This is a genomic window from Arthrobacter sp. 9V (genome assembly GCF_902506065.1).
Lineage (GTDB): Bacteria > Actinomycetota > Actinomycetes > Actinomycetales > Micrococcaceae > Arthrobacter.
On the sequence record NZ_LR732912.1, the window covers coordinates 1,324,916 to 1,351,905 of the forward strand.

26 protein-coding genes and 1 pseudogene are annotated in these 26,990 nt (G+C 60.8%); 20 read left to right on the forward strand and 7 right to left on the reverse strand.

Annotated features, from left to right (window positions below; all coding sequences use genetic code 11):
- Window positions 1-37: 37 nt before the first annotated feature.
- From BACI9J_RS06250 to BACI9J_RS06275, 6 genes are all read left to right on the forward strand, one after another.
- Window positions 38-1,132, forward strand: a complete 1,095-nt coding sequence (locus BACI9J_RS06250; RefSeq protein WP_159733631.1) for an ABC transporter ATP-binding protein — start codon at window positions 38-40, stop codon at window positions 1,130-1,132.
- On the forward strand, window positions 1,132-1,872 hold the full coding sequence (locus BACI9J_RS06255; RefSeq protein WP_159733632.1) for an ABC transporter permease: 741 nt from the start codon (window positions 1,132-1,134) through the stop codon (window positions 1,870-1,872). The genes BACI9J_RS06250 and BACI9J_RS06255 overlap by 1 nt, the downstream gene beginning before the upstream one ends.
- A complete protein-coding gene (locus BACI9J_RS06260; protein ID WP_159733633.1) occupies window positions 1,869-2,612 on the forward strand; it encodes an ABC transporter permease in 744 nt (247 codons plus the stop codon). The genes BACI9J_RS06255 and BACI9J_RS06260 overlap by 4 nt, the downstream gene beginning before the upstream one ends.
- A complete protein-coding gene (locus BACI9J_RS06265; protein WP_159733634.1) occupies window positions 2,609-3,565 on the forward strand; it encodes an ABC transporter substrate-binding protein in 957 nt (318 codons plus the stop codon). Before BACI9J_RS06260 ends, BACI9J_RS06265 begins: the two co-directional genes overlap by 4 nt.
- Window positions 3,566-3,936: 371 nt before the next feature.
- A complete protein-coding gene (locus tag BACI9J_RS06270) occupies window positions 3,937-5,157 on the forward strand; it encodes a pyridoxal phosphate-dependent aminotransferase (RefSeq protein WP_159733636.1) in 1,221 nt (406 codons plus the stop codon).
- Window positions 5,158-5,210: 53 nt separating this feature from the next.
- Window positions 5,211-6,065 carry a polyphosphate kinase 2 family protein gene (locus BACI9J_RS06275; protein WP_159733637.1) on the forward strand — a complete coding sequence of 285 codons (855 nt, stop codon included), beginning with the start codon at window positions 5,211-5,213 and terminating at the stop codon, window positions 6,063-6,065.
- On the opposite strand, the gene BACI9J_RS06280 is transcribed toward BACI9J_RS06275, so the two are convergent.
- Both BACI9J_RS06280 and xseA read right to left on the reverse strand, forming a co-directional pair.
- Window positions 6,062-6,319, reverse strand: coding sequence for an exodeoxyribonuclease VII small subunit (locus BACI9J_RS06280; protein WP_159733638.1), 258 nt, complete (start codon window positions 6,317-6,319; stop codon window positions 6,062-6,064). The genes BACI9J_RS06275 and BACI9J_RS06280 overlap by 4 nt on opposite strands.
- 72 nt (window positions 6,320-6,391) lie before the next feature.
- Window positions 6,392-7,669, reverse strand: a complete 1,278-nt coding sequence (gene xseA, locus BACI9J_RS06285) for an exodeoxyribonuclease VII large subunit (RefSeq protein ID WP_159733639.1) — start codon at window positions 7,667-7,669, stop codon at window positions 6,392-6,394.
- Window positions 7,670-7,852: 183 nt separating this feature from the next.
- Between xseA and BACI9J_RS06290 the strand changes: the two genes are divergently transcribed.
- Entirely contained in the window at window positions 7,853-8,716 is an 864-nt protein-coding gene (locus BACI9J_RS06290; protein ID WP_159733640.1) for a hypothetical protein, read from the forward strand.
- A 50-nt stretch (window positions 8,717-8,766) separates the two neighbouring features.
- The gene (locus BACI9J_RS06295) at window positions 8,767-9,852 is read left to right on the forward strand and encodes a 4-hydroxy-3-methylbut-2-enyl diphosphate reductase (protein ID WP_159733641.1); all 1,086 of its coding nucleotides are present in this window, start codon (window positions 8,767-8,769) and stop codon (window positions 9,850-9,852) included.
- 104 nt (window positions 9,853-9,956) lie between these two features.
- Here the strand turns inward: BACI9J_RS06295 and BACI9J_RS06300 are convergent, their stop codons facing one another.
- Entirely contained in the window at window positions 9,957-11,186 is a 1,230-nt protein-coding gene (locus BACI9J_RS06300) for a DNA recombination protein RmuC (RefSeq protein WP_159733642.1), read from the reverse strand.
- 112 nt (window positions 11,187-11,298) lie between these two features.
- Between BACI9J_RS06300 and ychF the strand changes: the two genes are divergently transcribed.
- Window positions 11,299-12,384 (forward strand): redox-regulated ATPase YchF, encoded by a 1,086-nt coding sequence (gene ychF, locus BACI9J_RS06305; protein WP_159733643.1) that lies wholly within the window; start codon window positions 11,299-11,301, stop codon window positions 12,382-12,384.
- A gap of 122 nt (window positions 12,385-12,506) precedes the next feature.
- On the opposite strand, the gene BACI9J_RS24610 is transcribed toward ychF, so the two are convergent.
- Window positions 12,507-12,632, reverse strand: a complete 126-nt coding sequence (locus BACI9J_RS24610) for a hypothetical protein (protein WP_268891924.1) — start codon at window positions 12,630-12,632, stop codon at window positions 12,507-12,509.
- Between the two features lie 430 nt (window positions 12,633-13,062).
- Between BACI9J_RS24610 and BACI9J_RS06310 the strand changes: the two genes are divergently transcribed.
- The 4 genes from BACI9J_RS06310 to BACI9J_RS06325 all read left to right on the forward strand — a co-directional run bounded on the left by BACI9J_RS06310 (window position 13,063) and on the right by BACI9J_RS06325 (window position 18,539).
- Window positions 13,063-14,700, forward strand: coding sequence for a peptide ABC transporter substrate-binding protein (locus BACI9J_RS06310; RefSeq protein ID WP_159733644.1), 1,638 nt, complete (start codon window positions 13,063-13,065; stop codon window positions 14,698-14,700).
- Between the two features lie 209 nt (window positions 14,701-14,909).
- A complete protein-coding gene (locus BACI9J_RS06315) occupies window positions 14,910-15,839 on the forward strand; it encodes an ABC transporter permease (RefSeq protein ID WP_159733645.1) in 930 nt (309 codons plus the stop codon).
- Window positions 15,829-16,812, forward strand: a complete 984-nt coding sequence (locus tag BACI9J_RS06320) for an ABC transporter permease (RefSeq protein WP_062072945.1) — start codon at window positions 15,829-15,831, stop codon at window positions 16,810-16,812. The genes BACI9J_RS06315 and BACI9J_RS06320 overlap by 11 nt, the downstream gene beginning before the upstream one ends.
- Window positions 16,813-16,823: 11 nt before the next feature.
- Window positions 16,824-18,539, forward strand: a complete 1,716-nt coding sequence (locus BACI9J_RS06325) for an ABC transporter ATP-binding protein (protein WP_236558515.1) — start codon at window positions 16,824-16,826, stop codon at window positions 18,537-18,539.
- A gap of 173 nt (window positions 18,540-18,712) precedes the next feature.
- Here BACI9J_RS06325 and BACI9J_RS06330 read toward each other — a convergent pair whose 3' ends face one another.
- Window positions 18,713-19,645, reverse strand: a complete 933-nt coding sequence (locus BACI9J_RS06330; protein ID WP_159733647.1) for an SGNH/GDSL hydrolase family protein — start codon at window positions 19,643-19,645, stop codon at window positions 18,713-18,715.
- A gap of 193 nt (window positions 19,646-19,838) precedes the next feature.
- Between BACI9J_RS06330 and typA the strand changes: the two genes are divergently transcribed.
- Window positions 19,839-21,755, forward strand: a complete 1,917-nt coding sequence (gene typA / locus BACI9J_RS06335; RefSeq protein ID WP_062072937.1) for a translational GTPase TypA — start codon at window positions 19,839-19,841, stop codon at window positions 21,753-21,755.
- Between the two features lie 37 nt (window positions 21,756-21,792).
- Window positions 21,793-22,221 carry a hypothetical protein gene (locus BACI9J_RS06340; RefSeq protein WP_236558519.1) on the forward strand — a complete coding sequence of 143 codons (429 nt, stop codon included), beginning with the start codon at window positions 21,793-21,795 and terminating at the stop codon, window positions 22,219-22,221.
- Here BACI9J_RS06340 and BACI9J_RS24745 read toward each other — a convergent pair.
- Window positions 22,139-22,405, reverse strand: a complete 267-nt coding sequence (locus BACI9J_RS24745; RefSeq protein ID WP_442858635.1) for a putative acetyltransferase — start codon at window positions 22,403-22,405, stop codon at window positions 22,139-22,141. The genes BACI9J_RS06340 and BACI9J_RS24745 overlap by 83 nt on opposite strands.
- 135 nt (window positions 22,406-22,540) lie before the next feature.
- Between BACI9J_RS24745 and fdxA the strand changes: the two genes are divergently transcribed.
- The 5 genes and pseudogenes from fdxA to BACI9J_RS24755 all read left to right on the forward strand — a co-directional run.
- Window positions 22,541-22,867: a ferredoxin gene (gene fdxA / locus BACI9J_RS06345; protein ID WP_017200392.1), complete on the forward strand. Its 327-nt coding sequence runs from the start codon at window positions 22,541-22,543 to the stop codon at window positions 22,865-22,867.
- Between the two features lie 12 nt (window positions 22,868-22,879).
- Window positions 22,880-24,028, forward strand: coding sequence for a succinyldiaminopimelate transaminase (dapC, locus tag BACI9J_RS06350; RefSeq protein WP_159733649.1), 1,149 nt, complete (start codon window positions 22,880-22,882; stop codon window positions 24,026-24,028).
- 232 nt (window positions 24,029-24,260) lie between these two features.
- Window positions 24,261-25,544: a citrate synthase gene (locus BACI9J_RS06355; RefSeq protein ID WP_159733650.1), complete on the forward strand. Its 1,284-nt coding sequence runs from the start codon at window positions 24,261-24,263 to the stop codon at window positions 25,542-25,544.
- An 86-nt stretch (window positions 25,545-25,630) separates the two neighbouring features.
- On the forward strand, window positions 25,631-25,801 hold a 171-nt coding region (locus tag BACI9J_RS24750; protein ID WP_442858656.1), incomplete at its 3' end, for a helix-turn-helix domain-containing protein.
- Window position 25,802: 1 nt separating this feature from the next.
- A pseudogene (locus BACI9J_RS24755) lies at window positions 25,803-25,894 on the forward strand (hypothetical protein); the annotation flags it as partial.
- A gap of 70 nt (window positions 25,895-25,964) precedes the next feature.
- Here the strand turns inward: BACI9J_RS24755 and galE are convergent.
- The gene (gene galE, locus BACI9J_RS06365) at window positions 25,965-26,981 is read right to left on the reverse strand and encodes a UDP-glucose 4-epimerase GalE (RefSeq protein ID WP_159733651.1); all 1,017 of its coding nucleotides are present in this window, start codon (window positions 26,979-26,981) and stop codon (window positions 25,965-25,967) included.
- Between the last annotated feature and the right edge of the window lie 9 nt (window positions 26,982-26,990).

Genomic DNA, 26,990 nt, shown 5'->3' on the forward strand with positions numbered 1-26,990 from the left:
TACCGATGTTCTCCACCACAGATAGGTAAGCCCTGGTATGGCCGAAGCCATGATTGAGTTCAAGAGCGTCACCAAGCAATACCAAGGCGGGCAACCGGCGGTGGATGCGCTCACCATGTCCATCGACAAAGGTGCCATTACGGTGTTCGTCGGCCCGTCGGGCTGCGGAAAAACAACTTCCCTGCGCATGATCAACCGGATGGTGGAGCCCACCAGCGGCACCATCACTGTTGCGGGTGAAGACGTCTCACAGGTACCAGCAGCCCAGCTACGCCGCTCCATGGGGTACGTCATGCAGTCATCGGGACTGCTGCCGCACCGTTCCGTGCTGGACAACATCGCTACGGTTCCACGGCTCAACGGCGTTCCCAAGGCCACCGCTCGGAAACGCGCGGCGGAACTGCTCGACGTCGTCGGGCTGGCTTCTGTCCTGGGCAAGCGTTACCCGTCCCAACTCTCAGGTGGTCAGCAGCAGCGCGTCGGGGTTGCCCGCGCGCTCGCTGCTGATCCGCCGGTGCTGCTGATGGACGAACCCTTCAGTGCCGTGGACCCGGTGGTTCGTGATGAACTGCAGCAGGAACTTCTGCGCCTGCAACGGGAGCTGGCCAAAACCATTGTGTTTGTCACCCACGACATCGACGAAGCCACTGTTCTTGGTGACAAAGTGGCGGTCTTCGCCGTCGGGGGCAAACTTGCGCAGTACTCGGCCCCGGAAGAGATTCTTCGCGCACCTGCCAACGACTTCGTGGCTTCCTTTGTGGGACGGGACCGCGGTTTCCGGCACCTTGCCTTCAACCCGGCAGACGCCGTTACCCTGCACCCGGTGACCATGGTGAATGCCTCCGATGGACGGCACGCAGGCCGCCAATCAGGGGAATGGGCCCTGGTGGTGGATGACGATTCGCGTCCGCTCGGTTGGTCCTCGCCGCGTGACGGTGCCGGGTTGATCCCCGGGGGTTCACTGTTCCGCAAGGGAGATACGTTGCGGCGCGCGTTGGATGCGGCGTTGTCGTCGCCGTCGGGCCTCGGCGTTGCGGTGGACGACGACGGCCGGGTGGCTGGAGTCCTGAAGGCGCCGGAAGTCCTGGCACTGATCGAAGAAGTCCGCCACCACAGGGAGGATGCCACCTGATGGAGTGGTTCCTTGCCAACAGTGGCATGGTTCTGGGGTTGGCCGGCCAGCACATGGTGCTGGCCATCATCCCCATGATCCTGGGCCTGCTGATTTCGGTTCCTTTGGCCCAGGTGGCCAGACGCAACAGCGTGCTGAGGTCAGTGGTGGCCACAGCCACGTCATTGCTCTACACCATTCCATCACTGGCCCTGTTCATTATTCTTCCCACCATCCTTGGCACTAGGATCCTGGATCCGCTGAACGTGGTGGTGGCGCTGACCATATACGCGGTGGCCCTGCTGGTGCGCGCCGCGATGGATGCTTTCGACTCCGTGGACGATGACCTCAGGAACGCTGCCGTGGCCATGGGCTTCAAACCCCTGGCCCGCTTCTTCCAGGTGGACCTTCCGTTGTCCTTGCCGGTGCTGTTCGCCGGACTTCGCGTGGTGTCGGTCAGCAATATCTCCCTGGTGAGCGTGGCGGCCCTGCTGGGAGTTGGCAACCTGGGTGTCCTGTTCACTGACGGCCTGCAGCGAACGTTCATTACCGAAGTTGTGGTGGGCATCATCGCGATTCTGGTCCTGGCACTGTTGATGGATGCGGTTCTGGTGATTTTGGAGCGACTGTTGACTCCGTGGACCCGGGCAGCAGGCGGAAAATCGCCGCGCCCGGACGCCAACGCGCTGGCCACTGAGCCCAAGGCCGGAACTGCCACACCGCACGCGGCGCTGCGCCCGGACCCGGGAGCGTCCGCATGAACATTTTTGCTGAAACCATCGCATGGTTGACCAACCCCAAGAACTGGACCGGAACCGGGGGAATCCCCACCCGATTGCTGGAGCACCTGCAGTACAGCGGCCTGGTCCTGCTCATCGCGGCGGCCATCGCAGTGCCCATTGGCCTGTACATCGGGCACACCGGCCGTGGCCGGGTGGTTGCGGTTGCCGTGGCCGGCGCTTTACGTGCCCTCCCCACACTCGGATTGTTGGTCCTCTTTGCGTTGCTTGCCGGTAGCGGCCTGATGCCGCCCGTCTGGGCTCTGGTCATCCTCACTGTGCCGCCGCTCCTCGCCGGGACCTATGCCGGCATTTCCAGCGTTGACGCCAACGTGGTTGACGCCGCCAGGGCCATGGGCATGACCGAACTTCAAATCCTCTTCCGGGTGGAAGTACCCAACGGCTTGCAGGTCATGTTCGGTGGTATCCGCACGGCAGTTTTGCAGGTCATCGCCACAGTCTCCGTGGTGGCCTACCTCCCGTTGGGCGGGCTGGGCCGGTACTTGTTCGACGGCCTGGTGCTGCAGGATTTCCCCAGGATGCTGGGTGGTTCCCTGCTCATCGCCGGGCTCGCCATCGCCGTGGACCTGGTTCTTGCCGGTGTGCAGAGGCTTGTTATCTCGCCCGGACTCACCCTCGACTCAATCGGCCGCCAGAAGGCAGCCGACGATCTCACAGCACCGGTTCCCGCCGGGGCTGCCGTTCAAGGAGGTACACCATGAAAAACCCCGTCCCCATGACCCTTACGCGCCGTGGTCTCGGCGGCCTCGCCGCCGGAGTGGGTGTGGCCCTCGCACTGAGCGCGTGCGGTGGCAGCCCCTTGGCCACGCCTTCCACTTCGGCGCCCAGCGGTTCCGCCGGTGGCGGCTCACTGGTGGTTGGTTCGGCTGACTTCCCGGAGAGCCAGGTCATCGCAGAGATCTACGTTGGAGCCCTCAACGCCGCTGGTCTCACGGCAACCTCCAAGCCCAACATCGGCTCCCGTGAGATTTACTTCAAGGCTGTCCAGGACGGCTCCATTGACCTCGTTCCGGACTACTCCGGCAACCTGCTGTCCTACGTGGACACGGAAGCTACCGAGGTATCCGCCGAGGACGTTTACAAGGCACTCCCGGGTAAGCTTCCGGACGGCCTGGCAGTCCTGGAGCCGGCCAAGGCGGAGTCCAAGGATGCCATGGTGGTCACCAAGGCCACGGCCGAGAAGTACCAGTTGAAGTCCATCGAGGACTTGGCCAAGGTCTGCAAGGACTTCACCATGGCTGCACCGGCAACCTTCGAGACCCGTGCCTACGGCTTCCCGGGATTGAAGGCCAACTACGGTTGCGAGCTCAAGGGCCTGCAGCCCTTCAACGACGGCGGTGGCAACCTGACGCTCCAGGCCCTCCTTGAGGACAAAGTCCAGGTGGCGGACATCTACACCACCACGCCGTCCATCGCAGACAATGACCTGGTAGTCCTTGAAGACCCGAAGAACAACTTCAAGGCACAGCAGGTCCTGCCGTTGGTCAAGGAAGCCAAGATGACGGACAAGGCCAAGGAAGCGCTGAACAACGTCTCCAAGATCCTCACCACGGAGGACCTCATCAACCTCAACCGGGCAGTCAGCGGCGACCAGAAGCAGGCACCCAAGGACGCAGCGGCCGCATGGCTGAAGGACAAGGGCATCGTCAAGTAACACCTGAACAAAACCGCGTACGACGGCGGTGACGGACCGGCGGTTTCTAGTGGTCGTTGCAACACTGCTGGTGTTATGTGGTCATTAGTAGATCACGCAGACGCTCGGCTGGGGTATCCCAGTCGAGCGTTTTGCGTGGGCGGCCGTTGAGTTCCTGGGCGACCTCCCTCTGCTCAGGGGTAGATCTCGCAAACTTCCGGGACTCCGAGGAAACATCGCTTAAATGCGGCACGGTCGTTGCAACTCCCAAAAATCTAGGGTGTTGCAACGACCGCTAGAACCCAAGACCCGCGCGGGACCGTCACCGCCGTCGTCGTATGTGTGAGTCATGTCTCAGCTGAACCCCATCACCCGTGTGGCATATTTGAGGAATGGCGAATTTCAAGCAGTCCACCAAGCTTCATAATGTCCTCTACGACATCCGTGGACCGATTCTTCAGGCCGCTCAGCAAATGGAAGCGGAGGGTCACCGGATCCTCAAACTGAACATCGGCAATCCGGCACCCTTTGGATTTGAAGCGCCTGACGCCATTTTGGTGGACATGATCCGCCACCTGCCCAACGCCCAGGGCTACAGCGATTCCCGCGGCATTTTCTCTGCCCGCACCGCCGTCTCGCAGTACTACCAAACACGTGGGATCCAGAACATCCACGTTGACGATATCTACCTCGGCAACGGTGTCAGTGAGCTCATCACCATGTCCCTCATGGCGCTCCTGGACGACGGGGACGAAGTACTGATTCCCACTCCGGACTACCCATTGTGGACCGCATCCGTGGCCTTGGCCGGTGGCCGTCCCGTGCACTACCTCTGCGATGAAGAGTCCGGATGGCAGCCCGATCTTGAGGATATGGAAGCCAGGATCACGCCCCGGACCAAGGGCATTGTGGTGATCAACCCCAACAATCCCACCGGCGCCGTGTATCCGGAGGAGACCCTCAAGAAGATCGTGGCATTGGCGGAGAAGCACGGGCTGGTTCTGTTCGCGGATGAGATTTACGAAAAAATTCTCTACGAAGACGCCGTCCATGTGAACCTTGCCGGGCTCACCGGGGATGACGTTCTGTGCCTGACCTTCAGTGGGTTGTCCAAGGCCTACCGGGTGTGTGGTTACCGTGCCGGCTGGATGGCTATTTCCGGTCCTAAGAAGGACGCTGCGGACTACCTTGAGGGCATCAACCTGCTGGCCAACATGCGGTTGTGTGCCAACGTCCCTGCACAGCACGCCATCCAGACGGCGCTGGGCGGCTACCAGAGCATCAACGATCTCATCCTGCCCGGTGGCAGGCTCCTGGAGCAGCGGAACAAGGCCTATGACCTCCTGAACGCGATCCCGGGCGTCAGCACCCAACAGGCACGGGGCGCCCTGTATTTGTTCCCTAAGTTGGACCCGGAGGTCTTCCATATCCGCGATGACGAGAAATTCGTCCTGGATCTGTTGAAAGAGCAAAAAATCCTCGTGTCCCATGGACGTGCCTTCAACTGGGTTCGCCCGGACCACTTCCGTATGGTGACCTTGCCCAACGTCAAAGACATTGAAGAAGCTATTGGTCGCATGGCGGACTTCCTGTCGAGGTACCCGGGCAACTAGCCTGAGGTCCATAGCCGCGCCACGGGGGCGCGGCCGGGCAGAAAGGCATGCCGATGGCTGCTGCAGTGGAGTTCGCCAAAAGTCCGGCCGAAGTACTGAGGGTGGGGCCGGGGTTCTCGCTGGCAAGCGTGGATTGTGAGTCCACCCCCGGATACACCGGTGGGAAGGCTGATGGGAAAGCGCTGCTGGCCGCTCAGGATGATCGGCTCGAGGAACTGCAGGAAAAGCTCTTTGCCGAGGGGAAGTTCGGCAGCACCAAGCGGCTGCTGCTGATCCTTCAGGCAATGGACACCGCCGGCAAGGGTGGCATCGTAAGCCACGTGGTGGGGGCCATGGATGTTCAAGGTGTTCAGGTGTCCGCGTTCAAGGCCCCCACTGACGAGGAAAAATCGCACGATTTCCTGTGGAGGATCGAAAAGCGGGTTCCCGAAGCCGGGACAGTAGGGGTGTTCGACCGCTCACACTACGAGGACGTCTTGATCCACCGCGTCCACGGGTGGGCCGATGCTTCCGAGTTGGAGCGCCGGTATGCCGCGATCAATGAGTTCGAGGCCGGTCTCGCTGAGCAAGGAACCACCATTGTCAAAGTCATGCTCAACATCAGCAAGGACGAACAAAAGAAGCGACTCATTGCCAGACTTGACGATCCCACTAAACATTGGAAATACAGTCGCGGCGACCTCGCGGAACGTGCATTCTGGGATGACTACATGGACGCCTACAGTGTTGCCTTCCAGAAGACTTCAACGGAGACTGCTCCATGGCACGTGGTGCCGGCCAACAAGAAGTGGTACGCGCGCATCGCAGTCCAGCAGCTGCTGTTGGATGCCCTTAGTGGGCTGAAGCTGGACTGGCCCAAGGCTGACTTTGATGTTGCCGCCGAGCGTGCCCTCGTGTTGGAGTCTTAGCTCGAGGCTCCGGCGTCGTTGCTTGCGTCGCGGGCGGTTGCAAGGCGCTGACGGGCGCCTTCAAGCCAGTCCTCGCAGCGCTTGGCCAGTGCCTCTCCGCGCTCCCAGAGCGCCAGCGATTCTTCCAAGCTGGCACCGCCTGCCTCCAAACGTCCCACCACGGCCACAAGTTGCTCGCGTGCTTCTTCATAGCTCAGTCCGTCGAGTGAATCCGGCGTGGGTGCTGTCTGTGCTGCTTGGTTGTTCTCGGTCATGGTGGTCCTTTGTGAGTGTGGCGGCGTAACCAGCGAATCCAGTCTGATTGAGCGGGTGTGGGCTAAGAGGTGTCAGTGTTCCATAAGCTCGCCCGATCCAGCAGAGACAGCCCTGAACCGTCCCTCAGCTACGCGGATACTCAGGGATGTCCCCTCCGGAGCTTCTTCGGGGCTGCTGACCACGTGGTGACCCGCCTGGTCCTCACCAATGAGCTGAACAACCGCATAGCCGCGGTCCAACGTTTTTTGCGGTGACAGGGCGCGGACCTGCGCACGCAGGTGATGGACTTGATCCAAAGCCCGGAGTACGGCGGTGTTGACCGCAGCATGGGTCCTTCGCTGGAGCCGATGAATGTCCTCGGAGCGGGCGTCCACCATTGAAGAGGGAGTGGCCAATACGGGCCGGGACCTGAGCGCGTGGAGTCTATCCGTCTCCCGGTCCACCATGCGGCTGATACTTCGGCGGAGATGCTCCCGGGCCTGTCGAACCATGGCTAGTTCCTCGGCCACATCCGGAACTATTCGCTTGGCCGCATCCGTGGGCGTTGATGCCCGGAGGTCCGCCACGTCATCCAAAATGGGCCGGTCAGCTTCATGGCCGATCGCACTGACAATTGGTGTGGTGGCTGCCGATACAGCGCGAATGAGGTCCTCGTTGCTGAACGGCAGGAGATCTTCCAGGGCGCCACCGCCGCGGGCGAGGACAATGACATCAATATGCGGGTCAGCATCCAGTTTTTTCAGGGCGGCGATGATCTGCGAAACTGCGGTGTTGCCCTGGACGGCTACTTCACGGACGTCAAACTCCACCGCTGGCCAACGTAACGCAGCGTTGCGCATGACGTCCTTCTTGGCATCGGAATCCCTGCCGGTGATGAGCCCGATGCGGTGGGGGAGAAGCGGCAATTTCCGTTTCCGGGAATCCGCGAACAGCCCCTCGGCCGCCAGCGCTTGGCGCAGCCGTTCGATCCTGGCCAGCAAGTCTCCGAGGCCTACCGGACGGATGTCCTTCACGGACATATTCAGGCGCCCCGTCTTCACCCAGAAGTCCGCCTTGACCAAGGCAACCACGCGTGAGCCGCGCTCCAAGGGTATTTTTTGGCGATCAAGCACCGTTGACCAAACCGAGGCGGGGAGGGAAATTTCAGCGTCAACATCACGCAGCGTCAAAAATGCGTTGCCACCCCGGCGGTTCAACTCAATGACCTGACCCTCAATCCATGCAGCGGGCGCCCGCTCGATGTGAGCCTTGAGCTTGCGGGAGAGTAACTGCAGGGGCCAGGGGTTGTCCGGGCTGGTCTCCGCGGCGGTCCCCGGCAGCGTGGATTCCGGCGTGGGTTCAGCGGACATGGGTAGTCCGTGCCCGGTTCAGTCGCCGTGTTTGTAGCTGCATTGTCATAGTCCTCGCTCAGGGGTGCGGTTGTGAGTGCCAACCGGCCTTCCAACTCTATCCATAGCTTGAGCGAGGCCTCCGACATTTTTTCTGCCATGTGGACAGATCTAGGATGGTGGCATTGCCCCCGAGCCCCGAGGATGACCTTGCGTACTTTTGTTTCAGCATTGGGAGTGATCCTCGCCTTACTCCTCACAGCAGTTGCGGTTCCCACCGCATGGGTTGACCAGAACATTGTCAAGGAAGAGGGGTTTGTCCGCTTGGCGGGTGCGCTGGGCCGTGATCCGGAATTCCAAAGCCGGCTAGCCACTGCCGCCGTTGCCACCTTCGAATCCTCGGTGGATCTTCCAGGACCTATCCAATCCTTGGCGGCCGGTGCACTCCGCAGTGCTACATCGGGTATGCAGTCCTGGAGCGATTACCCGCAAGCCTGGGAGGAGACGGTACGCAACAGCCATAGGCTGAACTTTGGCGCGGTGAACCAAAGCGAAGAGAGCACCTCCAGCACTGCATTGGTCCTCGATATCGGCCCGATGGTCAGGCTCATTCGCGATCACTTCGCCGAGGCCACCCGGATCAGTATTGATGTTCCAGCTGAAAGCCGGGTTTCCCTGGGGGAGCCATCCCACCGCCAATTGGTGGAGCGGGTGGCAGCGTTTGCGCCGTTATGGTGGGTGGCTGCACTCGGTGCTCTTATATCCTTGCTGCTGGCGCTGGTCGCCGCCCGCCGGCGTTCCTTAGTGCTGGTCTTCCTTGGGCTTGGCGGCTTGGCGCTTGCTGCACTGTGGACGGCGGGCGCGGACCTTGCGGGGGGAGTGGTTGGCAATCTGTCCAGCGGTAACGGCGTGGCTGAGCTGTTCAAGGAAGAGTTCCTCACGGCAGCCAAAGCCGGCTTCGGAGAATGGACCCTGACAGCAGCAGTGGTATCCGGTGCCGTCTTTGTGGCAGGCGTCATAGGCTCCTTCGTCTCAGGGCGACGAGGCTCACGTTCGGCCGGCAGCTAAAGTCCGGGCCGATAGCAGGGAGGTAAAGTCAGGCCCGGTAGCATGGAGGAATGACCAGCACAGCAGTTTCCATTCCTATGCCCACGGTGCCCCGCAGACGCCGTTCTCCGGAAGAGGTTCAGGCAGCGGCTCCCGTAACGGGTCCCAAGAAGGTCCTGTTGGCGGCTCCCCGAGGATATTGCGCCGGTGTGGACCGCGCTGTCATTGCTGTGGAGAAGGCCCTGGAGCACTACGGCCCTCCCGTCTATGTGCGCAAGCAGATTGTCCACAACGTCCATGTGGTCAGCTCCTTGGAGGAACAAGGGGCCATCTTCGTGGAGGAGACCGATGAGGTCCCCGAAGGTGCCCTGGTGATTTTCTCCGCTCACGGTGTCTCGCCCGCAGTAGTCCAGTCAGCCGAGGATCGTGGATTGCGTACCATCGACGCAACGTGCCCGCTGGTCACCAAGGTGCACAAGGAAGCAGTACGTTTCGCCAAAGAAGACTACGACATCCTGCTTATCGGCCACGAAGGCCATGAGGAAGTCGAAGGAACAGCCGGTGAAGCCCCGGAACACATTCAGATCATCAACGGGCCGCACGAGGTTGACAAGGTCACAGTGCGTTATCCGGAGAAAACCATCTGGCTCTCTCAAACCACCCTCAGTGTGGACGAAACCATGGAGACAGTTCGTCTCCTCAAGGACCGGTTCCCCACGTTGCAGGATCCGCCCAGCGACGACATCTGCTATGCCACCACCAACCGTCAGGTGGCTATCAAGAAGATCGCCCCGCAGGCTGACCTGGTGATCGTTGTGGGTTCGGCCAACTCGTCCAACTCCGTGCGGTTGGTTGAGGTAGCACTTGAATATGGCGCCAAGAGCTCGTACCGGGTGGACTTCGCGAATGAAGTGGACGAGTCCTGGTTCGAGGGCGTTGCCACCGTGGGCGTGACTTCCGGTGCCTCTGTTCCTGAAGTCCTCGTGAAGGATGTTCTGCGGCTTCTGGCCGACTACGGTTACGGCGAGGTTCAGGAAGTCGTCACTGCGGAGGAAGACCTGCTGTTTTCACTTCCGAAGGAACTGCGCGCCACCTTGAAGAAGGCCGGCGATGTGACACGTGCCCTGGGCGGCCGCGGAAACCGTCCGACGTCCTAGCCCAAGCTCTTTACAAAATTGGCCCGCAGTGGCTGCCTTCCTCCGGGAGGCTTCCACTGCGGGCCGATTCATTTAAGCTTCTTGCCTGTTGACTGCCTTGCCTGTTAGGCGGCCGACTCCCGGTCCTCCACGGCAAGCAGTTCCGGTGCTGCCAAGGCGCGCGGGACAGCTTCAACGGACATCGGGGCGGCGAGGCCGGCGTCGTCCATGGTGTTGAGCTTGCGCGCCGTCGGCAGCACTCGCGCCTCCAGCGTTCCCACCATGGCGTTGTAGCGATCCACGGAGGTCTTCAACGAGCTCCCCAGCTTGCTGACATTCTCACCGAGTGTGCCCATGCGCTCGTAGAGCTGCTTTGCGAGCTCAAACAATTCATGGGCGCTATCGGTGAGGACATCCTGTCGCCACGTAAAAGCCACTGACTTGAGGACTGCCAACAACGTTCCTGGCGACGCGAGAACCACATTCCGGGACAAGGCGTGCTCCAGCAAGGCAGGATCGGCCTCGAGGGCTGACGCCAGAATGGACTCTGCAGGAAGGAAGCAGATCACCAGCTCGGGGGAGTTCCCCGGGATGTCCCAGTACTTCTTGGCCGCCAGAGCATCGATATGAGCCTTCAGCGCCTTTGCATGCTGGGCCAGGAGCGTCTTGGAGTCATGGTTGACGGCGGGACCCACGGACTCCCCGAAGGAGCCGTCCCCGTGAAGCTGTTCCTGCGCAGCGAGGTAGGAGGCCAAAGGGACCTTGGCATCCACTACCAGCTGCTTACCGCCCGGGAGCTGAACCACCAGGTCCGGTCGCAGCGTGTTGTCGTTACGTCCGGAATGAACTTGCTCATGGAAATCCACGTGCCTCAGCATTCCCGAGGCCTCAACCACCCGACGGAGCTGGACCTCGCCCCACTGGCCGCGTGCACTGTTGGAGCGAAGTGCTGAGGCCAAGGCATGCGTTGACCGCAAAAGCTGTTCATCGGACGAACGTGCATCCTGCAGCTGCTGGGCCAGTTGGCCATATTGCTCCACCCTGTCCCTCTCAAGGAGCGAAACCTGCTGCTGTACTGCTGTGAGCTTTTCGGCCACGGGAGCGAGCGCGCGCAAAACGCTGCCGTCCGAATTCCTTGCTGCACTCAGCTCCCGGTTCTGTGTAAACAACAGCCGCCGCTCGGCGTCGGCCGCTGCAAGCTGTGCAGTCACTTCCGAAAGCCGAGAGGAAACGGCGTCGAAGTCCTCTTCCAAGCCCGCGCCCCTGCGTCGGAAGACAACATAGCCGGCCGCGAGACCAATCGCGGCGCCAATCAGCAGCATGAGCAGAGCCAATACCAATCCAAATCCATCCATGGGGCAACCCTGTCACAGGGGTACGACAGTTTTAGCGAGGCTCAGCGCGTGGGCCCCGGTTCGCGGGTGCTGACAACCCCGGACATGCCTCCAGCGGGTAGAATCAATGCTCGTGGCTCTTACTATTGGCATCGTCGGACTGCCCAACGTCGGCAAATCAACCCTTTTCAACGCACTGACCCGTAACCAGGTCCTCGCTGCGAACTATCCGTTCGCAACTATTGAACCCAACGTTGGCGTGGTCAACCTCCCGGATCCGCGTCTGGCGAAGCTGGCTGAAATCTTCGGTTCGCAGAAGTTGCTTCCCGCTCCGGTGTCCTTTGTGGACATCGCCGGCATCGTGAAGGGCGCTTCGGAGGGCGAAGGCCTGGGCAACAAGTTCCTGGCCAATATCCGCGAAGCAGAGGCAATCGCGCAGGTTGTCCGTGTCTTCGATGACCCGGATGTTATTCACGTTGACGGCAAGGTTGATCCACGCTCCGACATGGAGACCATTAACACCGAGCTGATACTGGCAGACCTTCAGACAATCGAGAACGCGATCCCGCGCATCGAAAAAGAAGTCAAGATCAAGAAGCGCGATGCCGCAGAACTGGCCGCCATCAAGGCAGCACAGGCCGTTCTGGAACGCGGCGACACCATCTTCTCCTCGATCAAGAGCGACAAACTGGAGATGGCTCACCTCAAGGAGCTCGGGCTCTTGACCGCCAAGCCGTTCATCTACGTCTTCAACGCCGATGAAGGAATACTGGGTGACCAGGAAAAGCAGGACGAGCTGCGTGCCTTGGTAGCCCCTGCTGATGCAGTGTTCCTTGATGCGAAGCTCGAAGCCGACCTCGTTGAACTGGACGAGGAAGAGGCCCGCGAGATGCTGGAAATGAACGGCCAGAGCGAATCCGGCCTGGATCAGTTGGCCCGTGTCGGGTTCCACACCCTTGGCCTGCAGACCTACCTCACAGCCGGTCCCAAGGAAACCCGCGCGTGGACCATTCGTCAGGGCGACACCGCACCCCAGGCCGCCGGCGTAATCCACTCAGACTTCCAGCGTGGCTTCATCAAGGCCGAAGTTGTCTCCTTCGACGACCTCATTGATGCCGGTTCCATGGCCGAGGCAAAGTCCCGCGGCAAGGTCCGGATCGAAGGCAAAGAGTACGTGATGGCCGACGGCGACGTTGTGGAGTTCCGCTTCAACGTGTGATCCGCTTCGGCAATCCAAGAAATCTGCATTGCCCTCCGAAGGCCGCAGGCAACGAAGTTCAGGCTTCGTTGCCTGCGGCCTTCGCTGTTGCACCAACCATTGCTGTGCCCAGCATGGAGCGGCTAAGAACCGGCAGGTTTCGCGTCATCCTTTTCTGGCTTGGTGTCCACATTGTCGTGGACCTTTTTGGGAATCTTGCCCTCAACATCAGCCGGGATGGGTGGATCTTTCTCTTCATCTGTAGACATCCGCCCAGCATAGTGGCTCGGGGAAATTACCACACAGCGTTGTCTGGGAGATCGACCAGGAAGTAGGACCTGACGATCTCAGCCAGATGGGGCGAGGTGGCGGCAACGGCCCCGCGAAGATTCGATTGCGACAAGCGGGGGAAGAGGGAGTCGCTTCGCGAAGCGGCTCTTTCTTGGGGCCAAAGGGCTCCTGTCCTGCTGTCAGACAGCGAATGCTACCACCGAGTAACGTTTGACTTGAAATCCGCGCCAATTTAGGCATGTGTAGGTTGCGGAACGGTTACAGTTTGGCCAGCATGTCCCATCATCCGGACACAATGTGGGTAGGCTTACACTCACATGTAGGCAACGTCACAGTAGGAAACTGTGCCTGTGCCTGGGGGGAATCACGAATTTCCCCTGCTCAACTCCACGACTCATAGGAGGCGGAATGCGTTTCTCGCGCACTTCCAAAGCTCTAGGCGTAGCGGCGATCATCGCCCTCGCAGCTACCGGTTGCGGTGGCGGCGGCAGCAACGACTCCGGTACATCCGCGGGCGACCCGAACAAGGTCATCATTGCCGACGGCTCCGAGCCGCAGCGCCCGCTCATGCCGGCAGACATCAACGAAGTCGGCGGCGGCAAGATTGCCACGCTGATCTTCTCCGGACTTGTCAGCTATGACCCGTCCGGCAAGCCGGTAAACGAGTTGGCGGAGTCCATTGAAGCGCCTGACGCGCAAAACTTCACCATCAAGATCAAGAAGGACCAGAAGTTCACCAACGGTGACGCCATCACGGCAAAGACCTTTGTTGACTCCTGGAACTACGGTGCGGCAGCAAAGAACGCGCAACTGAGCGCCACGTTCTTTGAGAGCATCAAGGGCTACGACGAAGCCAGTGCAGAGGGTTCCACCGTGGACACCCTGTCCGGCCTGAAGGTTGTGGACGACACCACCTTCACCGTTGAACTCAAGCAGCCTGAATCTGACTGGCCGCTGCGCCTCGGTTACACGGCGTTCATGCCGGTTCCGGCTGCAGCGCTTGCCGATCCCAAGACCTACGGCGAAAAGCCGGTAGGCAACGGCCCGTACAAGATGGCGGAAAACGGTTGGCAGCACAACGTGCAGATCCAGCTGGTCCCGAACCCGGAATACAACGGTCCCCGTAAGGCAAAGAACGGTGGCGTAACGTTCAAGATCTTCCAGAACGACGACGCTGCTTACCAGGATCTGCTGTCCAACAACCTGGATATCCTTCAGGTCATCCCCACCAGCGCGCTCAAGAACTTCAAGTCTGATCTGGGCGATCGTTTCATTGAGAAGCCTTACGCAGGCAACCAGACCATTGCTATCCCGGAATACCTGCCGGAGTGGAGCGGTGAAGCCGGCAAGCTTCGTCGCCAGGCAATCTCCATGGCCATCAACCGGGAAGAAATCACCAAGGTGATCTTCAGCGGTGGACGTCAGCCGGCCAAGGACTTCACTGCTCCCGTCCTGGACGGCTACAGCGACAGCATCCCGGGCTCGGACAACCTGAAGTTTGACGCTGCAAAGGCCAAGGACCTCTGGGCCAAGGCAGACGCCATCCAGAAGTGGGACCCGAACACGGCCTTCACCATTGCGTACAACGCTGACAAGGGCGGCCACAAGGCTTGGGTTGAAGCTCTTACCAACCAGCTGAAGAACAACCTGGGCATCAAGGCAGAGGGCCTTCCGTTCGCAACCTTCAAGGAAGCCCGCGACCTTGCCACTACCGCAAAGCTGACCGGTGCAATCCGCGCTGGCTGGCAGGCAGACTACCCGTCGCTGTACAACTTCCTCGGCCCGATCTACAAGACCGGTGCAGGATCGAACGACGCCCGCTATGAGAACCCCACCTTTGACAAGGCGATCTCTGACGGTCTGTCTGCCCCCTCCGTTGCCGAGGGCAACAAGGCAATGAACAAGGCACAGGAAATCCTGCTGCAGGACCTGCCCGCCATTCCGCTGTGGTACCAGGTATCGCAGGGTGGCTGGAGCACAGGCGTCTCGAATGTTGACTACGGTTGGGACGGCGTTCCGCTGTACTACAACATCACTGGCAAGTAACCGCGAAACGGCGGCGGAGGTGCTCAGTTGAGTGCATCCGCCGCCGTATCACGTTGCAAATCAATGACGCCCAACTCCGGTTGGGCGTCCTTGTGCAGGCTTACTTGCCCCGGCAGGGAACGTTTGCACATCAGACGAAAAGGTTCTTCGATGAACAACTCCGCTGCACCCCTGGACAGGGTGCCTGCTGATCGGGGTGTGATGCGCTGATGGCCACATACATCCTCAAACGATTCCTCCAGCTGATTCCAGTGTTCCTGGGCGCTACGCTGCTGGTTTACTTCCTGGTTTTCAGCCTTCCCGGCGACCCCATTGCCGCCCTGTTCGGCGACAAGCCTGTTAACGAAGCTGTTGCTGCGAAGTTACGGGCTCAGTACAACCTGGACCAGCCTTTCATTATCCAGTATTTGCTCTACCTCAAGAGCATCTTCACTTTTGACCTTGGCCAGGACTTCTCCGGCCGGCCCATTGCCGCCGTCCTCGGCGAGGTATTCCCCGTCACGGCCCGGCTTGCTGTGATGGCTCTCATCTTTGAAGCAGTCTTCGGCATTGCTTTCGGCCTGATCGCAGGTCTTCGCAAGGGCAAGTTCTTCGACGGCACCGTCCTGATTGCCTCGCTGATCGTGATCGGCATTCCGATCTTCGTCCTGGGCTTCATTCTCCAGTTCTTCATCGGCGTTCAGTTGGGGTGGGCTAAACCAACTGTCAGTGCGGCCGCGACAGTGCAGGACTTGATCCTGCCTGCAATCGTTCTTGGCCTGGCATCGTTCGCCTACGTTCTGCGGTTGACCAGGACCAGCGTCATCGAAAACATGAACGCTGACTATGTCCGGACGGCCACGGCAAAGGGCTTGTCCCGCTTCCGAGTGGTCAACGTCCACATCTTGCGCAACTCGCTTATTCCTGTGGTGACGTTCCTGGGTGCAGATCTTGGCACCCTGATGGGTGGAGCCATTGTCACCGAAGGTATCTTCAACGTCCCCGGCGTGGGCAACAGGCTGTATCGGGCCGTCTTGTCGGGTGAGGGACCCACAGTGGTCTCCATTGTCACGGTGTTGGTGTTGATTTACTGCCTCTCCAACTTGCTTGTTGACCTCCTTTACGCCTGGCTTGACCCGAGGATCCGCTATGACTCCTGAAAGTAATCTGACCGGGCAGGACACCACCCGCCGACACATCGAGCACTTTGTTGCCGACCTTGACGAAACGCCGCTCCAGGCTACAGACAAGGTCAAGGAAGACAGTGCTCCTTCAAGCCTGTGGGGCGAGGCGTGGAAGAACCTGCGCAAGCAGCCGCTCTTCATCATCTCGGCCATCATGATCCTTGCCGTTGTGGTGGTATCGCTCTTCCCCGGCTTGTTCTCACAAATTGATCCCTCCAACGAGGCCTGCCAGCTGTCCAACTCAGACGGCGGACCTGCATCAGGCCACCCTCTTGGCTTTACCCAGCAGGGCTGCGATGTCTACGCCCGCGTCATCTTTGGTACCCGGTCGTCGGTGACGGTTGGCCTGTTCACCACCATCGGCGTCGTCCTTTTCGGTGGCATCGTTGGTGCCCTCGCCGGATACTACGGCGGTTGGGCAGATGCGCTCCTGGCACGCCTGACGGACATCTTCTTCGCATTGCCGCTGATCCTCGGCGCAATCGTCATGATGCAGCTCCCCGTTTTCCGTGCGAACCGCACGGTGTGGACGCTGGTGCTGATTCTGATCGTCTTTGGCTGGCCACAAATTGCACGCATCACCCGCGGCGCAGTGATTGAGGTCAGGAATGCTGACTTTGTGGTGGCCGCGCGATCCCTTGGTGTCTCGCGTTTCCGTTCACTGCTGCGCCACGTACTGCCTAACTCGTTGGCACCGATCATTGTGGTGGCCACTATCTCCCTCGGTACCTTTATCGTGGCCGAATCAACACTCTCCTTCCTTGGAATCGGGCTGCCGCCGAGCGTCATGTCATGGGGTAACGACATTCAGGCAGCGCAGGCCTCGCTGCGCTCCAACCCGATGCCCCTGCTCTACCCGGCTATCGCTTTGTCGATTACCGTCCTGAGCTTCATCATGCTCGGCGATGCCCTGCGTGATGCTCTGGACCCCAAGGCGCGTAAACGATGAAAGGCGAAGCCATGAACTCTTCAGTTCACATCAAGGAAGAAATCGCCGGCTCGGAACGTCCGCTGCTGGAGATCAAGAACCTGGCAATCAACTTCACCACCAGTAACGGTGAGGTCAATGCGGTGCGGAACGCACATCTGACGGTCATGCCGGGTGAGACTGTGGCGATTGTTGGGGAGTCAGGGTCAGGAAAATCGACTTCCGCGCTGGCTGCCATAGGACTGCTTCCCGGAAACGGCCGGGTAGCCGGCGGAGAAATTCTCTTTGACGGCGAAGACATTGCGCATGCCAGCGAGAAGCGCATGATCGAGCTCCGCGGCAATTCCATCGGCATGGTTCCCCAGGACCCCATGTCCAACCTGAACCCCGTGTGGAAAATCGGGTTCCAAGTCAAGGAGACCTTGAAGGCGAACGGGCTCCCTTCCGGACCTGAAGATGTTGCAAAGGTGCTTTCCGAGGCAGGCTTGCCCGATGCTTCGCGCAGAGCCAAGCAGTACCCGCACGAGTTCTCCGGCGGCATGCGCCAGCGTGCGCTCATTGCGATCGGGTTGTCGTGCCAGCCGCGTCTGCTGATTGCCGATGAGCCGACGTCGGCACTTGACGTTACGGTTCAGCGCCAGATTCTGGATCACTTGGAAAAGATGACTTCCGAACTGGGTACGGCTGTACTCCTCATCACCCACGACCTCGGCCTGGCAGCCGAGCGTGCGGACAAAGTGGTTGTCATGTACAAGGGCCAGGTTGTGGAATCCGGTCCTTCACTTGAGCTGCTCCGCAATCCGCGCCACCCCTACACGAAGCGACTAGTGGCCTCGGCACCGTCCCTGGCATCCCGCCGTATCCAGGTGGCCAAGGAACAGGGAATCGAATCCGAGGAACTGTTGGCTCCCACGGAGCCCGTTGTTGTTGAAACTGCACTTCCCGAGGACGTCCTGAGGGTTGAAGACCTGACAAAGGTGTTCAAGCTTCGCGGCGGCATTGGAAAGACCACTGACTTCACTGCCGTGGACTCGGTCTCGTTCGCAGTCAAGCGCGGAACCACCACGGCAATTGTTGGCGAGTCGGGCTCAGGTAAGTCAACCGTGGCACAGATGGTTCTTAACCTGTTGGAACCTACGTCCGGGAAGATCATCTTCGACGGCGTGGATACGTCCACCCTCAACAGCAGGGATTTGTTCAAGTTCCGTCGCCGGGTGCAGCCCATTTTCCAGGACCCTTACGGTTCTCTCGATCCCATGTACAACATCTTCCGCACCATAGAAGAACCGTTGAGGACCCACAAGATCGGCAACAAAGCCAGTCGTGAAAAGAAGGTGCGGGAGCTTCTGGACCAGGTGGCCTTGCCGCAGTCCACCATGCGCCGGTACCCCAACGAACTCTCGGGTGGCCAGCGGCAGCGCATTGCCATTGCGCGGGCTTTGGCTCTGGATCCGGAAGTCATCATTTGCGATGAAGCGGTCTCGGCCTTGGACGTCCTCGTCCAAGCCCAGGTCCTGAACCTGTTGGCCGATCTTCAGGACAACCTGGGGCTGACGTACCTGTTCATCACCCACGACCTCGCCGTTGTTCGCCAGATCGCGGACCACGTCTGCGTTATGCAGAAAGGCAAGCTTGTGGAGACGGGCAGCACGGATGACGTCTTCGACAACCCGCGCGAGGCCTACACACAAGCACTCCTGGATGCCATTCCGGGTGGTTCGCTGCTGTTGCCCCCAGAGGTGGCCTGACCGGCGTCGTAGTCTGACTTCGCCGTGAAGCAACAGAGCCGGTGGTTCCCGTCGAAAGGGAACCACCGGCTCTTGCCGTTAAACGCTTGTTGCGGGGCCCGCTCTGCGCGCCAAAGCACTCGCGAAGCGCGCAGAGCGGGCCTCACAATGCCAGAAGCCGACGACGGCGAGGGCTACTTTGCCGGCTCGGCGGTGTCCGGGCGTGCCGTGAGGCCAAGGGCGGTGAGTTCGCGAGCCAGTGCAGCGCCCAACTTTGCATGCCCGGAAGGCTTCAAATGCACGCCGTCCTGGAGATCCCCGATTGCGTCGTAGCGGGTGAGCCAGTCGCCCGCGCTGACGAACGGGATGGCGTGCTTGGCCGCGATGCGTCCTAAGAGGGCGTCGATCTCCGTACGACGTCCTCCGCCGTTGCTCACGCCCCTGGCAAGGGTACCGATCATGGCAAGGGTGCTTCCCGGATAGCTCTTTTTCAGTGCTGCCAGGAGGCGTTCGGCGTTGCTGGTGATCTGGGCGTCGGTGGCACGCTGGGTGGCGTCATTGCCGCCGCCCTGGATGACGATCAACGGGGGATCGCCAAAGGGGAGCACCCAGTCTCCGCGTTGCAAGGCGTCGACGTAGTTGCCGGTCTTCCCATTGCTTGCCACGTAGCCGGTGCCGCCCATGCCCACTACGTGCAGTTTGTAGCCCATGGCTGCGATGCCCTGTTGCGGCCAGGAATCCTTGGGCATGGACTGGGAATCGCCGATGAGCACGGCGGTGTGGCGCACGTCCGCGAGAACCAGTTCGCTGCGGTTGTTCGCTGGGTTCTTGTATAAGGAGCCCACCGGCAAGTTCAGGGAACTAGGGGCAGGGGCAACCCTGAGTGGTTTATCCGCGGCTGCTGTCTGCGCGGGCACGGGCGCGTTTGATCCGAGGGGGGCCGTGATTGGCGCTGGGCTTGGTCCGCAGCCCGCCAGAAGAACGCCTGCGGCGATCAATGGTGCGAGCATGCGGAACGCGGCCGGAGCTTGTCGCATCTTTGTTCTCCACGTGGCACTGGTTCTGGAGCCAATCATGGTCCACGGGACCGGGAAAATCCAGCATCTTGACTTGCGTTTAGGTAACATCACAGGGGTGTGAGCGGGGCCACAATGCGCTACCCAATAGCTTGCTTTTTAGGCTCAGAAATGCATCTGCGTTTAGACTGGATGCAGGTGCCCTGTGTCCCGGGGTCTTTTCGCTGTGTGTTCCGATCAAGTCGATCAGGTATGCGCGCGGATACAAACAGCTGACTTCACCACTGAAACGAGTCATTAACGCATGTCTGAAACCATCACCAACACTGCGTCGCGGAGCGATCTGCGCAACGTCGCGATCGTCGCACACGTTGACCACGGCAAGACCACCCTGGTCGACGCCATGCTCAAGCAGACCAACTCCTTCGCTTCCCATGGTGAGGTTGAGGACCGTGTCATGGACTCCGGTGACCTGGAGCGCGAAAAGGGCATCACCATCCTCGCGAAGAACACCACGGTTGCTTACAACGGCCCGTCGTCCAACGGCGAGACCATCACCATCAACGTCATCGACACCCCCGGCCACGCCGACTTCGGCGGCGAGGTGGAGCGCGGTCTGTCCATGGTTGACGGCGTCGTCCTGCTGGTCGACTCCTCCGAGGGCCCGCTGCCCCAGACCCGCTTCGTGCTCCGCAAGGCCCTTGCCGCACACCTGCCGGTCATCCTCCTGGTCAACAAGACCGACCGTCCCGATGCCCGGATCGACGAAGTTGTCCACGAGTCCATGGACCTGCTCCTGGGCCTCGCCTCGGACCTCGCCGATGAAGTCCCGGACCTGGACCTGGACAAGGTCCTCGAAGTTCCCGTTGTTTACGCGGCAGCCAAGGTTGGCCGCGCTTCCCTGGACCAGCCGGCTAACGGCTCCGCTCCGGAGAACGAGGACCTCGAGCCCCTCTTCAAGACCATCATTGAGCACATCCCGGCTCCTACTTACAACCCGGACGGCGTGCTGCAGGCACACGTGACCAACCTGGACGCCTCGCCGTTCCTCGGACGTCTCGCCCTGCTCCGCATTTACAACGGCACCCTCCGCAAGGGCCAGACCGTTGCCTGGGCACGCGCCAACGGTGAGCTCAAGAACGTCAAGATCACCGAACTGCTGGCCACCAAGGCTCTGACCCGTGTCCCGGCCGAGTCCGCCGGTCCGGGCGAAATCGTTGCTGTTGCCGGTATCGAGGAAATCACCATCGGTGAAACCCTTACTGATGCCGAGAACCCGCAGCCGCTGCCGCTGATCACTGTGGATGACCCCGCGATCTCCATGACGATCGGTATCAACACCTCGCCGCTGGCCGGCAAGGTCAAGGGTGCCAAGGTCACTGCCCGCCAGGTGAAGGATCGCCTGGACAAGGAACTGATCGGTAACGTCTCCATCAAGGTCCTCCCCACCGAGCGTCCCGACGCCTGGGAAGTCCAGGGCCGTGGCGAGCTCGCGCTGGCCATCCTGGTGGAGCAGATGCGTCGCGAAGGCTTCGAGCTGACCGTGGGTAAGCCGCAGGTTGTCACCAAGACCATCGACGGCAAGCTGCACGAGCCGATGGAGCACATGACCATCGATGTGCCGGAGGAATACCTCGGCGCCGTCACGCAGCTCATGGCTGCCCGCAAGGGCCGCATGACCAACATGGCCAACCACGGCACCGGCTGGTGCCGCATGGAATTCATCGTTCCTGCGCGTGGTCTGATTGGCTTCCGTACCCGCTTCCTGACGGACACCCGTGGTGCCGGTATCGCTGCCTCCATCTCCGAAGGCTACGAGCCGTGGGCCGGACCGATCGAATACCGTACCAACGGTTCGATGATTGCCGACCGCGCGGGCGTTGTTACGCCTTTCGCCATGATCAACCTGCAGGAGCGCGGTTCCTTCTTCGTGAAGCCCACCTCCGAGGTTTACGAAGGCATGATTGTTGGCGAGAACTCCCGCGCCGATGACATGGACGTCAACATCACCAAGGAAAAGAAGCTCACCAACATGCGTGCCGCTTCCTCCGACACCTTCGAGAACCTGACGCCGCCGCGCGATCTCACGCTCGAAGAGTCGCTCGAATTCGCCCGCGAAGACGAGTGCGTCGAGGTAACCCCGGAATCCATTCGTATCCGTAAGGTCATCCTGGACTCCAACGAGCGCGCCAAGGCCAACCGCGCCCGCGCCAAGTCCTAGCCCGTACTGGTCTGAACCAGCCCGGAACAGCTGAATGATGAGAAGAGCCGCCGGTTCGGTCCGTGGAATTGCCACGGCCGTACTGGCGGCTCTTTTCGTTGCCCTGGCCGGAACAGGGCTACACCGGCAGGCCGTGGTCTGGTCCGGCGTCGAAATCCCCTGGGGCGTGGCTGCAGCCTTGCTGCTGTTGGCGTCGGTGCAACTGTGGCTCGCTGCCTGGTCCCGCTCAGTGGTGCCGGCAGCGGTGGCAGGCGTGGTGAGCTACGGCGTCGTCGGCGTCTTGTCTTCTGCCGGTCCTGCCAAGCAGTTGATCCCGGGAGACACCGTGGGCAACGTGTGGGTTTTCGGCATCGGCGGAGTGACGTTAATCATGCTTGTTGTTATCAGCCGTTTGGTTCTGAGTCGGACGCGGCCCGAACGGACTGCCGCCGCGGCGGCGGTGGGGGAACCTCTTTCGCCGCAATAACCAGTGCCAACGGAATCTCGACGTCGGACGTGCGGGTCCGGACGGTACAGGAGCCTTCAGCGGTTCCCACCAGATAGCCCAGGGCATCGGTCAATCCGTCCTCGAGCCTGTACCGGACCACCACCCGGATTCCTGGTTCTGCCTGGAGGAGGAATTGTTGGGGCGGCAAATTCGGGGGAGTCACCGTTTCATACTAAGACGCGGGCTAGGTTGGCGTCAGCGCACTGTTGGATAATAGGCTCGGAAGTTCAGTGCCCGGCATGATGCCGGCCGTATTACCCCGGCCATCGCCGGGACAAACCGTGGAGAGGTCTGGGACGTGACGTACGTAATCGCGCAGCCGTGTGTGGATGTCAAGGACAAGGCATGTATTGAAGAATGCCCTGTGGACTGCATTTACGAAGGTGAGCGTTCCCTCTACATCCACCCCGATGAGTGTGTCGACTGTGGTGCCTGCGAACCTGTATGCCCGGTTGAGGCCATTTACTACGAGGATGACACCCCGGAGGAGTGGGCTGACTACTACAAGGCCAACGTGGAGTTCTTTGATGACCTCGGCTCGCCGGGTGGTGCTGCCAAGATCGGCAACACGGGCAAGGATCACCCGTACATCGCTGCACTGCCCCCGCAGAACCAAGACCACTAGGCGGTAGTTTCTGTGATTTCCGCGGCGCCGGCTTTCGGCCTGAACCTGCCTGACTACCCGTGGGAGGCCATGGCGCCGTACGTTGCCACGGCCGCCAAGCACCCCGGCGGGATAGTGAACCTTTCCATAGGCACGCCTGTGGACCCCACACCCGGGTTGATTCGAGAGGCGTTGGCCAACGCTGCCGATGCCCACGGTTATCCCACGGTTCACGGCACGGAGGCCTTGCGGCAGGCTGTGGTGGATTGGTTCGCCAGCCGCCGGGGCGTTCCGGGGCTGGATCCCAAAGACGTCATGCCCACGGTGGGTTCCAAGGAACTGGTGGCGTGGTTGCCGTTCCTGCTGGGTCTGAGCTCAGGCGACGTCGTGGTGCGTCCCACCGTCGCCTACCCCACCTATGACATCGGCGCGTCGCTGGCGGGCGCCACGGCTGTTGCTGCGGATGACCTCGACGAACTGGATCCGGCCACGCGGGCGAAGGTCCGTTTGGTCTGGATCAATTCCCCGGGCAACCCCACCGGCAGCGTCCGCGATGTTGAGTCACTCCGCAAAATTGTGGCCCAGGCCCGTGAGCTTGGCGCGGTGGTGGCCTCCGACGAGTGCTACGCCGAGCTTGGCTGGGGGGAGTGGGATGCCCAGCGTGGCGGGAAAGCCGTCCCCAGCATCCTGGATCCGCGTGTCAGTGGTGGCTCCACGGATGGCCTGTTGAGCGTTTACTCACTGAGCAAACAGTCCAACCTCGCGGGATACCGTGCTGCGTTCGTTGCAGGTGATTCCGCGATCATGGCCAATCTGGTCAATAGCCGCAAACATGCGGGCATGATCGTTCCCTACCCGGTGCAGGAAGCAATGCGCGTGGCCTTGGGCGATTCCGCACACGTCCTGGCCCAGAAGGACCTGTACCGTGGGCGCCGCGAAAGGATTGTGCCGGCGCTGGAGAAGTTCGGGCTGACCATCCACGACTCCAAGGCCGGGTTGTACTTGTGGTCCACGGCTGGAGAAGCCACCTGGGACACGGTGGCGCGCTTCGCTGAACTGGGGATCGTCGTAGGCCCGGGCGTTTTCTATGGAGACGCCGGCAACGGTTTCATCCGGGTGGCCCTCACCGGCAGTGATGAACGAATTGATGCCGCCGTCGAACGGCTTGCCACAGCCTCATAACAATGCTGTGACTTGCACCACTTATAGCGTCATTCCGCCAGTAACCGGACGGCACGGATTAGTTCCGTAGGGTTACTGGCGGTAGCTTTTTAACTGACTATCAATGGTGGCCTTCTCTAAGAAAGCACTTCGGCCGTTGGAGCCCTGCAACAGTAGGGCCGAAGGCGGCGGCACCAGAAGGTGGTTGGACAAGCGTTCGATAGAGGCCCTGAGGCCTCATGAAGGGGACTCCATGACTGAGACCACCAGCGCGACACTGCGCCATGCCGGCGGCGAACTCGAACTGCCGCGCATCAAGGTTGTAGAAGGAAACGAAGGCTACGACGTTTCCAAGCTGCTGAAGCAGACGGGCGCCGTTGCCTATGACCCCGGCTTCATGAACACAGCGGCCACCACCTCGGCCATCACCTACATCGACGGCGACGCAGGCATCCTGCGCTACCGCGGTTACCCCATTGAGCAGCTCGCGCAGCACTCGAGCTTCCTCGAAGTTTCCTACCTGCTGATCTACGGCAACCTCCCCACTCCCACAGAGTTGGAAGAGTTTGACCAGAAGATCCGACGCCACACGCTCCTGCACGAAGAGCTCAAGGGCTTCTTCGGCGGGTTCCCGCGTGACGCGCACCCCATGCCGGTGCTCTCCTCGGCTGTTTCAGCGCTGTCCACGTTCTACCAGGACTCGCTGGATCCCTTCAACGCGGAGCACGTGGAAGTTTCCACCATCCGCCTGATGGCCAAGCTGCCGGTCATTGCTGCCTATGCGCACAAGAAGTCCATCGGCCAGCCCATGTTGTACCCGGATAACTCCCAGAACCTGGTGGAGAACTTCCTGCGCCTCAGCTTCGGCCTCCCCGCCGAGCAGTACGAAATGGACCCCGTAGTGGTCAAGGCGCTGGACCTCCTGCTCATCCTGCACGCGGACCACGAGCAGAACTGTTCCACCTCCACCGTGCGCCTTGTGGGCTCCTCCAACGCGAACCTTTTCGCATCGGTATCGGCCGGCATCAACGCCCTCTTCGGCCCCGCTCACGGTGGTGCCAACGAGGCAGTGCTGAAGATGCTTCGCCAGATCCAAGCCGACGGCATCAAGCCCGAGGACTACATGGAGAAGGTCAAGAACAAGGAAGACGGTGTCCGCCTCATGGGCTTCGGACACCGTGTCTACAAGAACTACGATCCCCGCGCCAAGATCATCAAGGCAACGGCACACGAAGTTCTGGGCAAGCTCGGCGGCAACGACGAACTGCTGGACATCGCCATGCGCCTCGAAGAGAAGGCACTGGCTGACGACTACTTCATCCAGCGCAAGCTGTACCCGAATGTGGACTTCTACACCGGCCTGATCTACAAGGCCATGGGCTTCCCGGAGAAGATGTTCACCGTCCTCTTCGCCATTGGACGTCTCCCGGGCTGGATTGCCCAGTGGCGCGAAATGATCAATGATCCCCAGACCAAGATCGGCCGTCCGCGGCAGCTCTACACAGGGGAGCCGGAGCGCAACTACCCGGCCAACTAGGACCAAGGCATTAACGACGGCGGCCGCTCACCCTTGGGTTCTAGCGGTCGTTGCAACACCCTAGATTTTTGGGAGTTGCAACGACCGTGCCGCATTTAAGCGATGTTTCCTCGGAGTCCCGGAAGTTTGCGAGATCTACCCCTGAGCAGAGGGAGGCTTTCTTCAGGGCTTTTGATCGATTAGCGAGTGTGACAGAGGCCGCCGCTAGGCTCGGATTGAACCGGAACACCTGCTATCAGTGGGTTCGCAAGGCTGGANACGTCGCCCAGGAACTCAACGGCCGCCCACGCAAAACGCTCGACTGGGATACCCCAGCCGAGCGTCTGCGTGATCTACTAATGACCACATAACACCAGCAGTGTTGCAACGACCACTAGAAACCGCCACCTCGCGCGAGGTGAGCGGCCGCCGTCGTTTCCCTTACGATGCGTTGTATCCGTAGGGGTTGTTCTTCTGCCAGCGCCAGTGATCCTCGCACATCTGGTCCACGGTTTTGGTGGTGGACCAGCCAAGGTCTGCCAGGGCCGAGGAAGCGTCCGCCCAGAAAGCGGGGAGGTCGCCGGCGCGGCGTTCGGTGATCTCGTAGGGGATGGGCTGGCCCACGGCCTTCTCGAAGGACCGCAGGACCTCCAAGACGGAGGAGCCACGACCGGAGCCCAGGTTCCACCGCCGAACCCCGGGGCGCTCAGCGATGTAGTTCAGGGCTGCTACGTGGCCGTCGGCCAGGTCCACCACGTGGATGTAGTCACGCTGGGCAGTGCCGTCAGGGGTGTCGTAGTCACCGCCGAAGACCATGAGCTTCTCGCGGCGTCCCACGGCTACCTGTGCAATGAAGGGGACGAGGTTGTTCGGGATGCCCTGGGGGTCCTCGCCAATGCGGCCTGACGGGTGTGCACCCACGGGATTGAAATAGCGCAGCAGTGCGATATGCCAGCGGTCATCGGCGTTGCCCAGGTCAGAGAGGATGTCCTCGATCTGTTCCTTGGTCCGGCCGTAGGGGTTGTTGGCGCCGATTTCCATCTTCTCGATGTAGGGGATGGGGTTGTGCTCGCCGTACACAGTGGCGGAGGAGCTGAAGACGATGGAGCGCACGTTGTGCTTGTCCATGGCGCGGAGCAGGTTCAGGGTGCCCACAATGTTGTTGTAGTAGTAGGCGAGTGGTTCCTGGACGGACTCGCCCACGGCCTTCAGCCCGGCGAAGTGAATCACGGCGTCGATCTGGTGCTGATCGAAGACGGCCTCAACGGCCGGTTCATCCACCAAATCCACCTTGTGGAAGACTGCGGTTTTACCGGTGAGCTCCGAGACCCGACGGAGGGATTCCTCGCTGGAGTTCACGAGGTTGTCCAGCACAACGACGTCGTGACCGGCTTCCTGAAGGGACAAAACGGTGTGGGAACCGATGTAGCCGGTGCCGCCCGTGACAAGAATTTTCATGGTCCCTAC

Excerpts from the sequence above, each read along its gene's own strand:
- BACI9J_RS06250 (WP_159733631.1), top strand. The coding sequence starts at position 38 with ATGGCCGAAGCCATGATTGAGTTCAAGAGCGTCACCAAGCAATACCAA.
- BACI9J_RS06255 (WP_159733632.1), top strand. The coding sequence starts at position 1,132 with ATGGAGTGGTTCCTTGCCAACAGTGGCATGGTTCTGGGGTTGGCCGGC.
- BACI9J_RS06260 (WP_159733633.1), top strand. The coding sequence starts at position 1,869 with ATGAACATTTTTGCTGAAACCATCGCATGGTTGACCAACCCCAAGAAC.
- BACI9J_RS06265 (WP_159733634.1), top strand. The coding sequence starts at position 2,609 with ATGAAAAACCCCGTCCCCATGACCCTTACGCGCCGTGGTCTCGGCGGC.
- BACI9J_RS06270 (WP_159733636.1), top strand. The coding sequence starts at position 3,937 with ATGGCGAATTTCAAGCAGTCCACCAAGCTTCATAATGTCCTCTACGAC.
- BACI9J_RS06275 (WP_159733637.1), top strand. The coding sequence starts at position 5,211 with ATGGCTGCTGCAGTGGAGTTCGCCAAAAGTCCGGCCGAAGTACTGAGG.
- BACI9J_RS06280 (WP_159733638.1), bottom strand. The coding sequence starts at position 6,319 with ATGACCGAGAACAACCAAGCAGCACAGACAGCACCCACGCCGGATTCA.
- xseA (WP_159733639.1), bottom strand. The coding sequence starts at position 7,669 with ATGTCCGCTGAACCCACGCCGGAATCCACGCTGCCGGGGACCGCCGCG.
- BACI9J_RS06290 (WP_159733640.1), top strand. The coding sequence starts at position 7,853 with ATGACCTTGCGTACTTTTGTTTCAGCATTGGGAGTGATCCTCGCCTTA.
- BACI9J_RS06295 (WP_159733641.1), top strand. The coding sequence starts at position 8,767 with ATGACCAGCACAGCAGTTTCCATTCCTATGCCCACGGTGCCCCGCAGA.
- BACI9J_RS06300 (WP_159733642.1), bottom strand. The coding sequence starts at position 11,186 with ATGGATGGATTTGGATTGGTATTGGCTCTGCTCATGCTGCTGATTGGC.
- BACI9J_RS24610 (WP_268891924.1), bottom strand. The coding sequence starts at position 12,632 with ATGTCTACAGATGAAGAGAAAGATCCACCCATCCCGGCTGATGTTGAG.
- BACI9J_RS06310 (WP_159733644.1), top strand. The coding sequence starts at position 13,063 with ATGCGTTTCTCGCGCACTTCCAAAGCTCTAGGCGTAGCGGCGATCATC.
- BACI9J_RS06315 (WP_159733645.1), top strand. The coding sequence starts at position 14,910 with ATGGCCACATACATCCTCAAACGATTCCTCCAGCTGATTCCAGTGTTC.
- BACI9J_RS06320 (WP_062072945.1), top strand. The coding sequence starts at position 15,829 with ATGACTCCTGAAAGTAATCTGACCGGGCAGGACACCACCCGCCGACAC.
- BACI9J_RS06325 (WP_236558515.1), top strand. The coding sequence starts at position 16,824 with ATGAACTCTTCAGTTCACATCAAGGAAGAAATCGCCGGCTCGGAACGT.
- BACI9J_RS06330 (WP_159733647.1), bottom strand. The coding sequence starts at position 19,645 with ATGTTACCTAAACGCAAGTCAAGATGCTGGATTTTCCCGGTCCCGTGG.
- typA (WP_062072937.1), top strand. The coding sequence starts at position 19,839 with ATGTCTGAAACCATCACCAACACTGCGTCGCGGAGCGATCTGCGCAAC.
- BACI9J_RS06340 (WP_236558519.1), top strand. The coding sequence starts at position 21,793 with ATGAGAAGAGCCGCCGGTTCGGTCCGTGGAATTGCCACGGCCGTACTG.
- BACI9J_RS06355 (WP_159733650.1), top strand. The coding sequence starts at position 24,261 with ATGACTGAGACCACCAGCGCGACACTGCGCCATGCCGGCGGCGAACTC.
- galE (WP_159733651.1), bottom strand. The coding sequence starts at position 26,981 with ATGAAAATTCTTGTCACGGGCGGCACCGGCTACATCGGTTCCCACACC.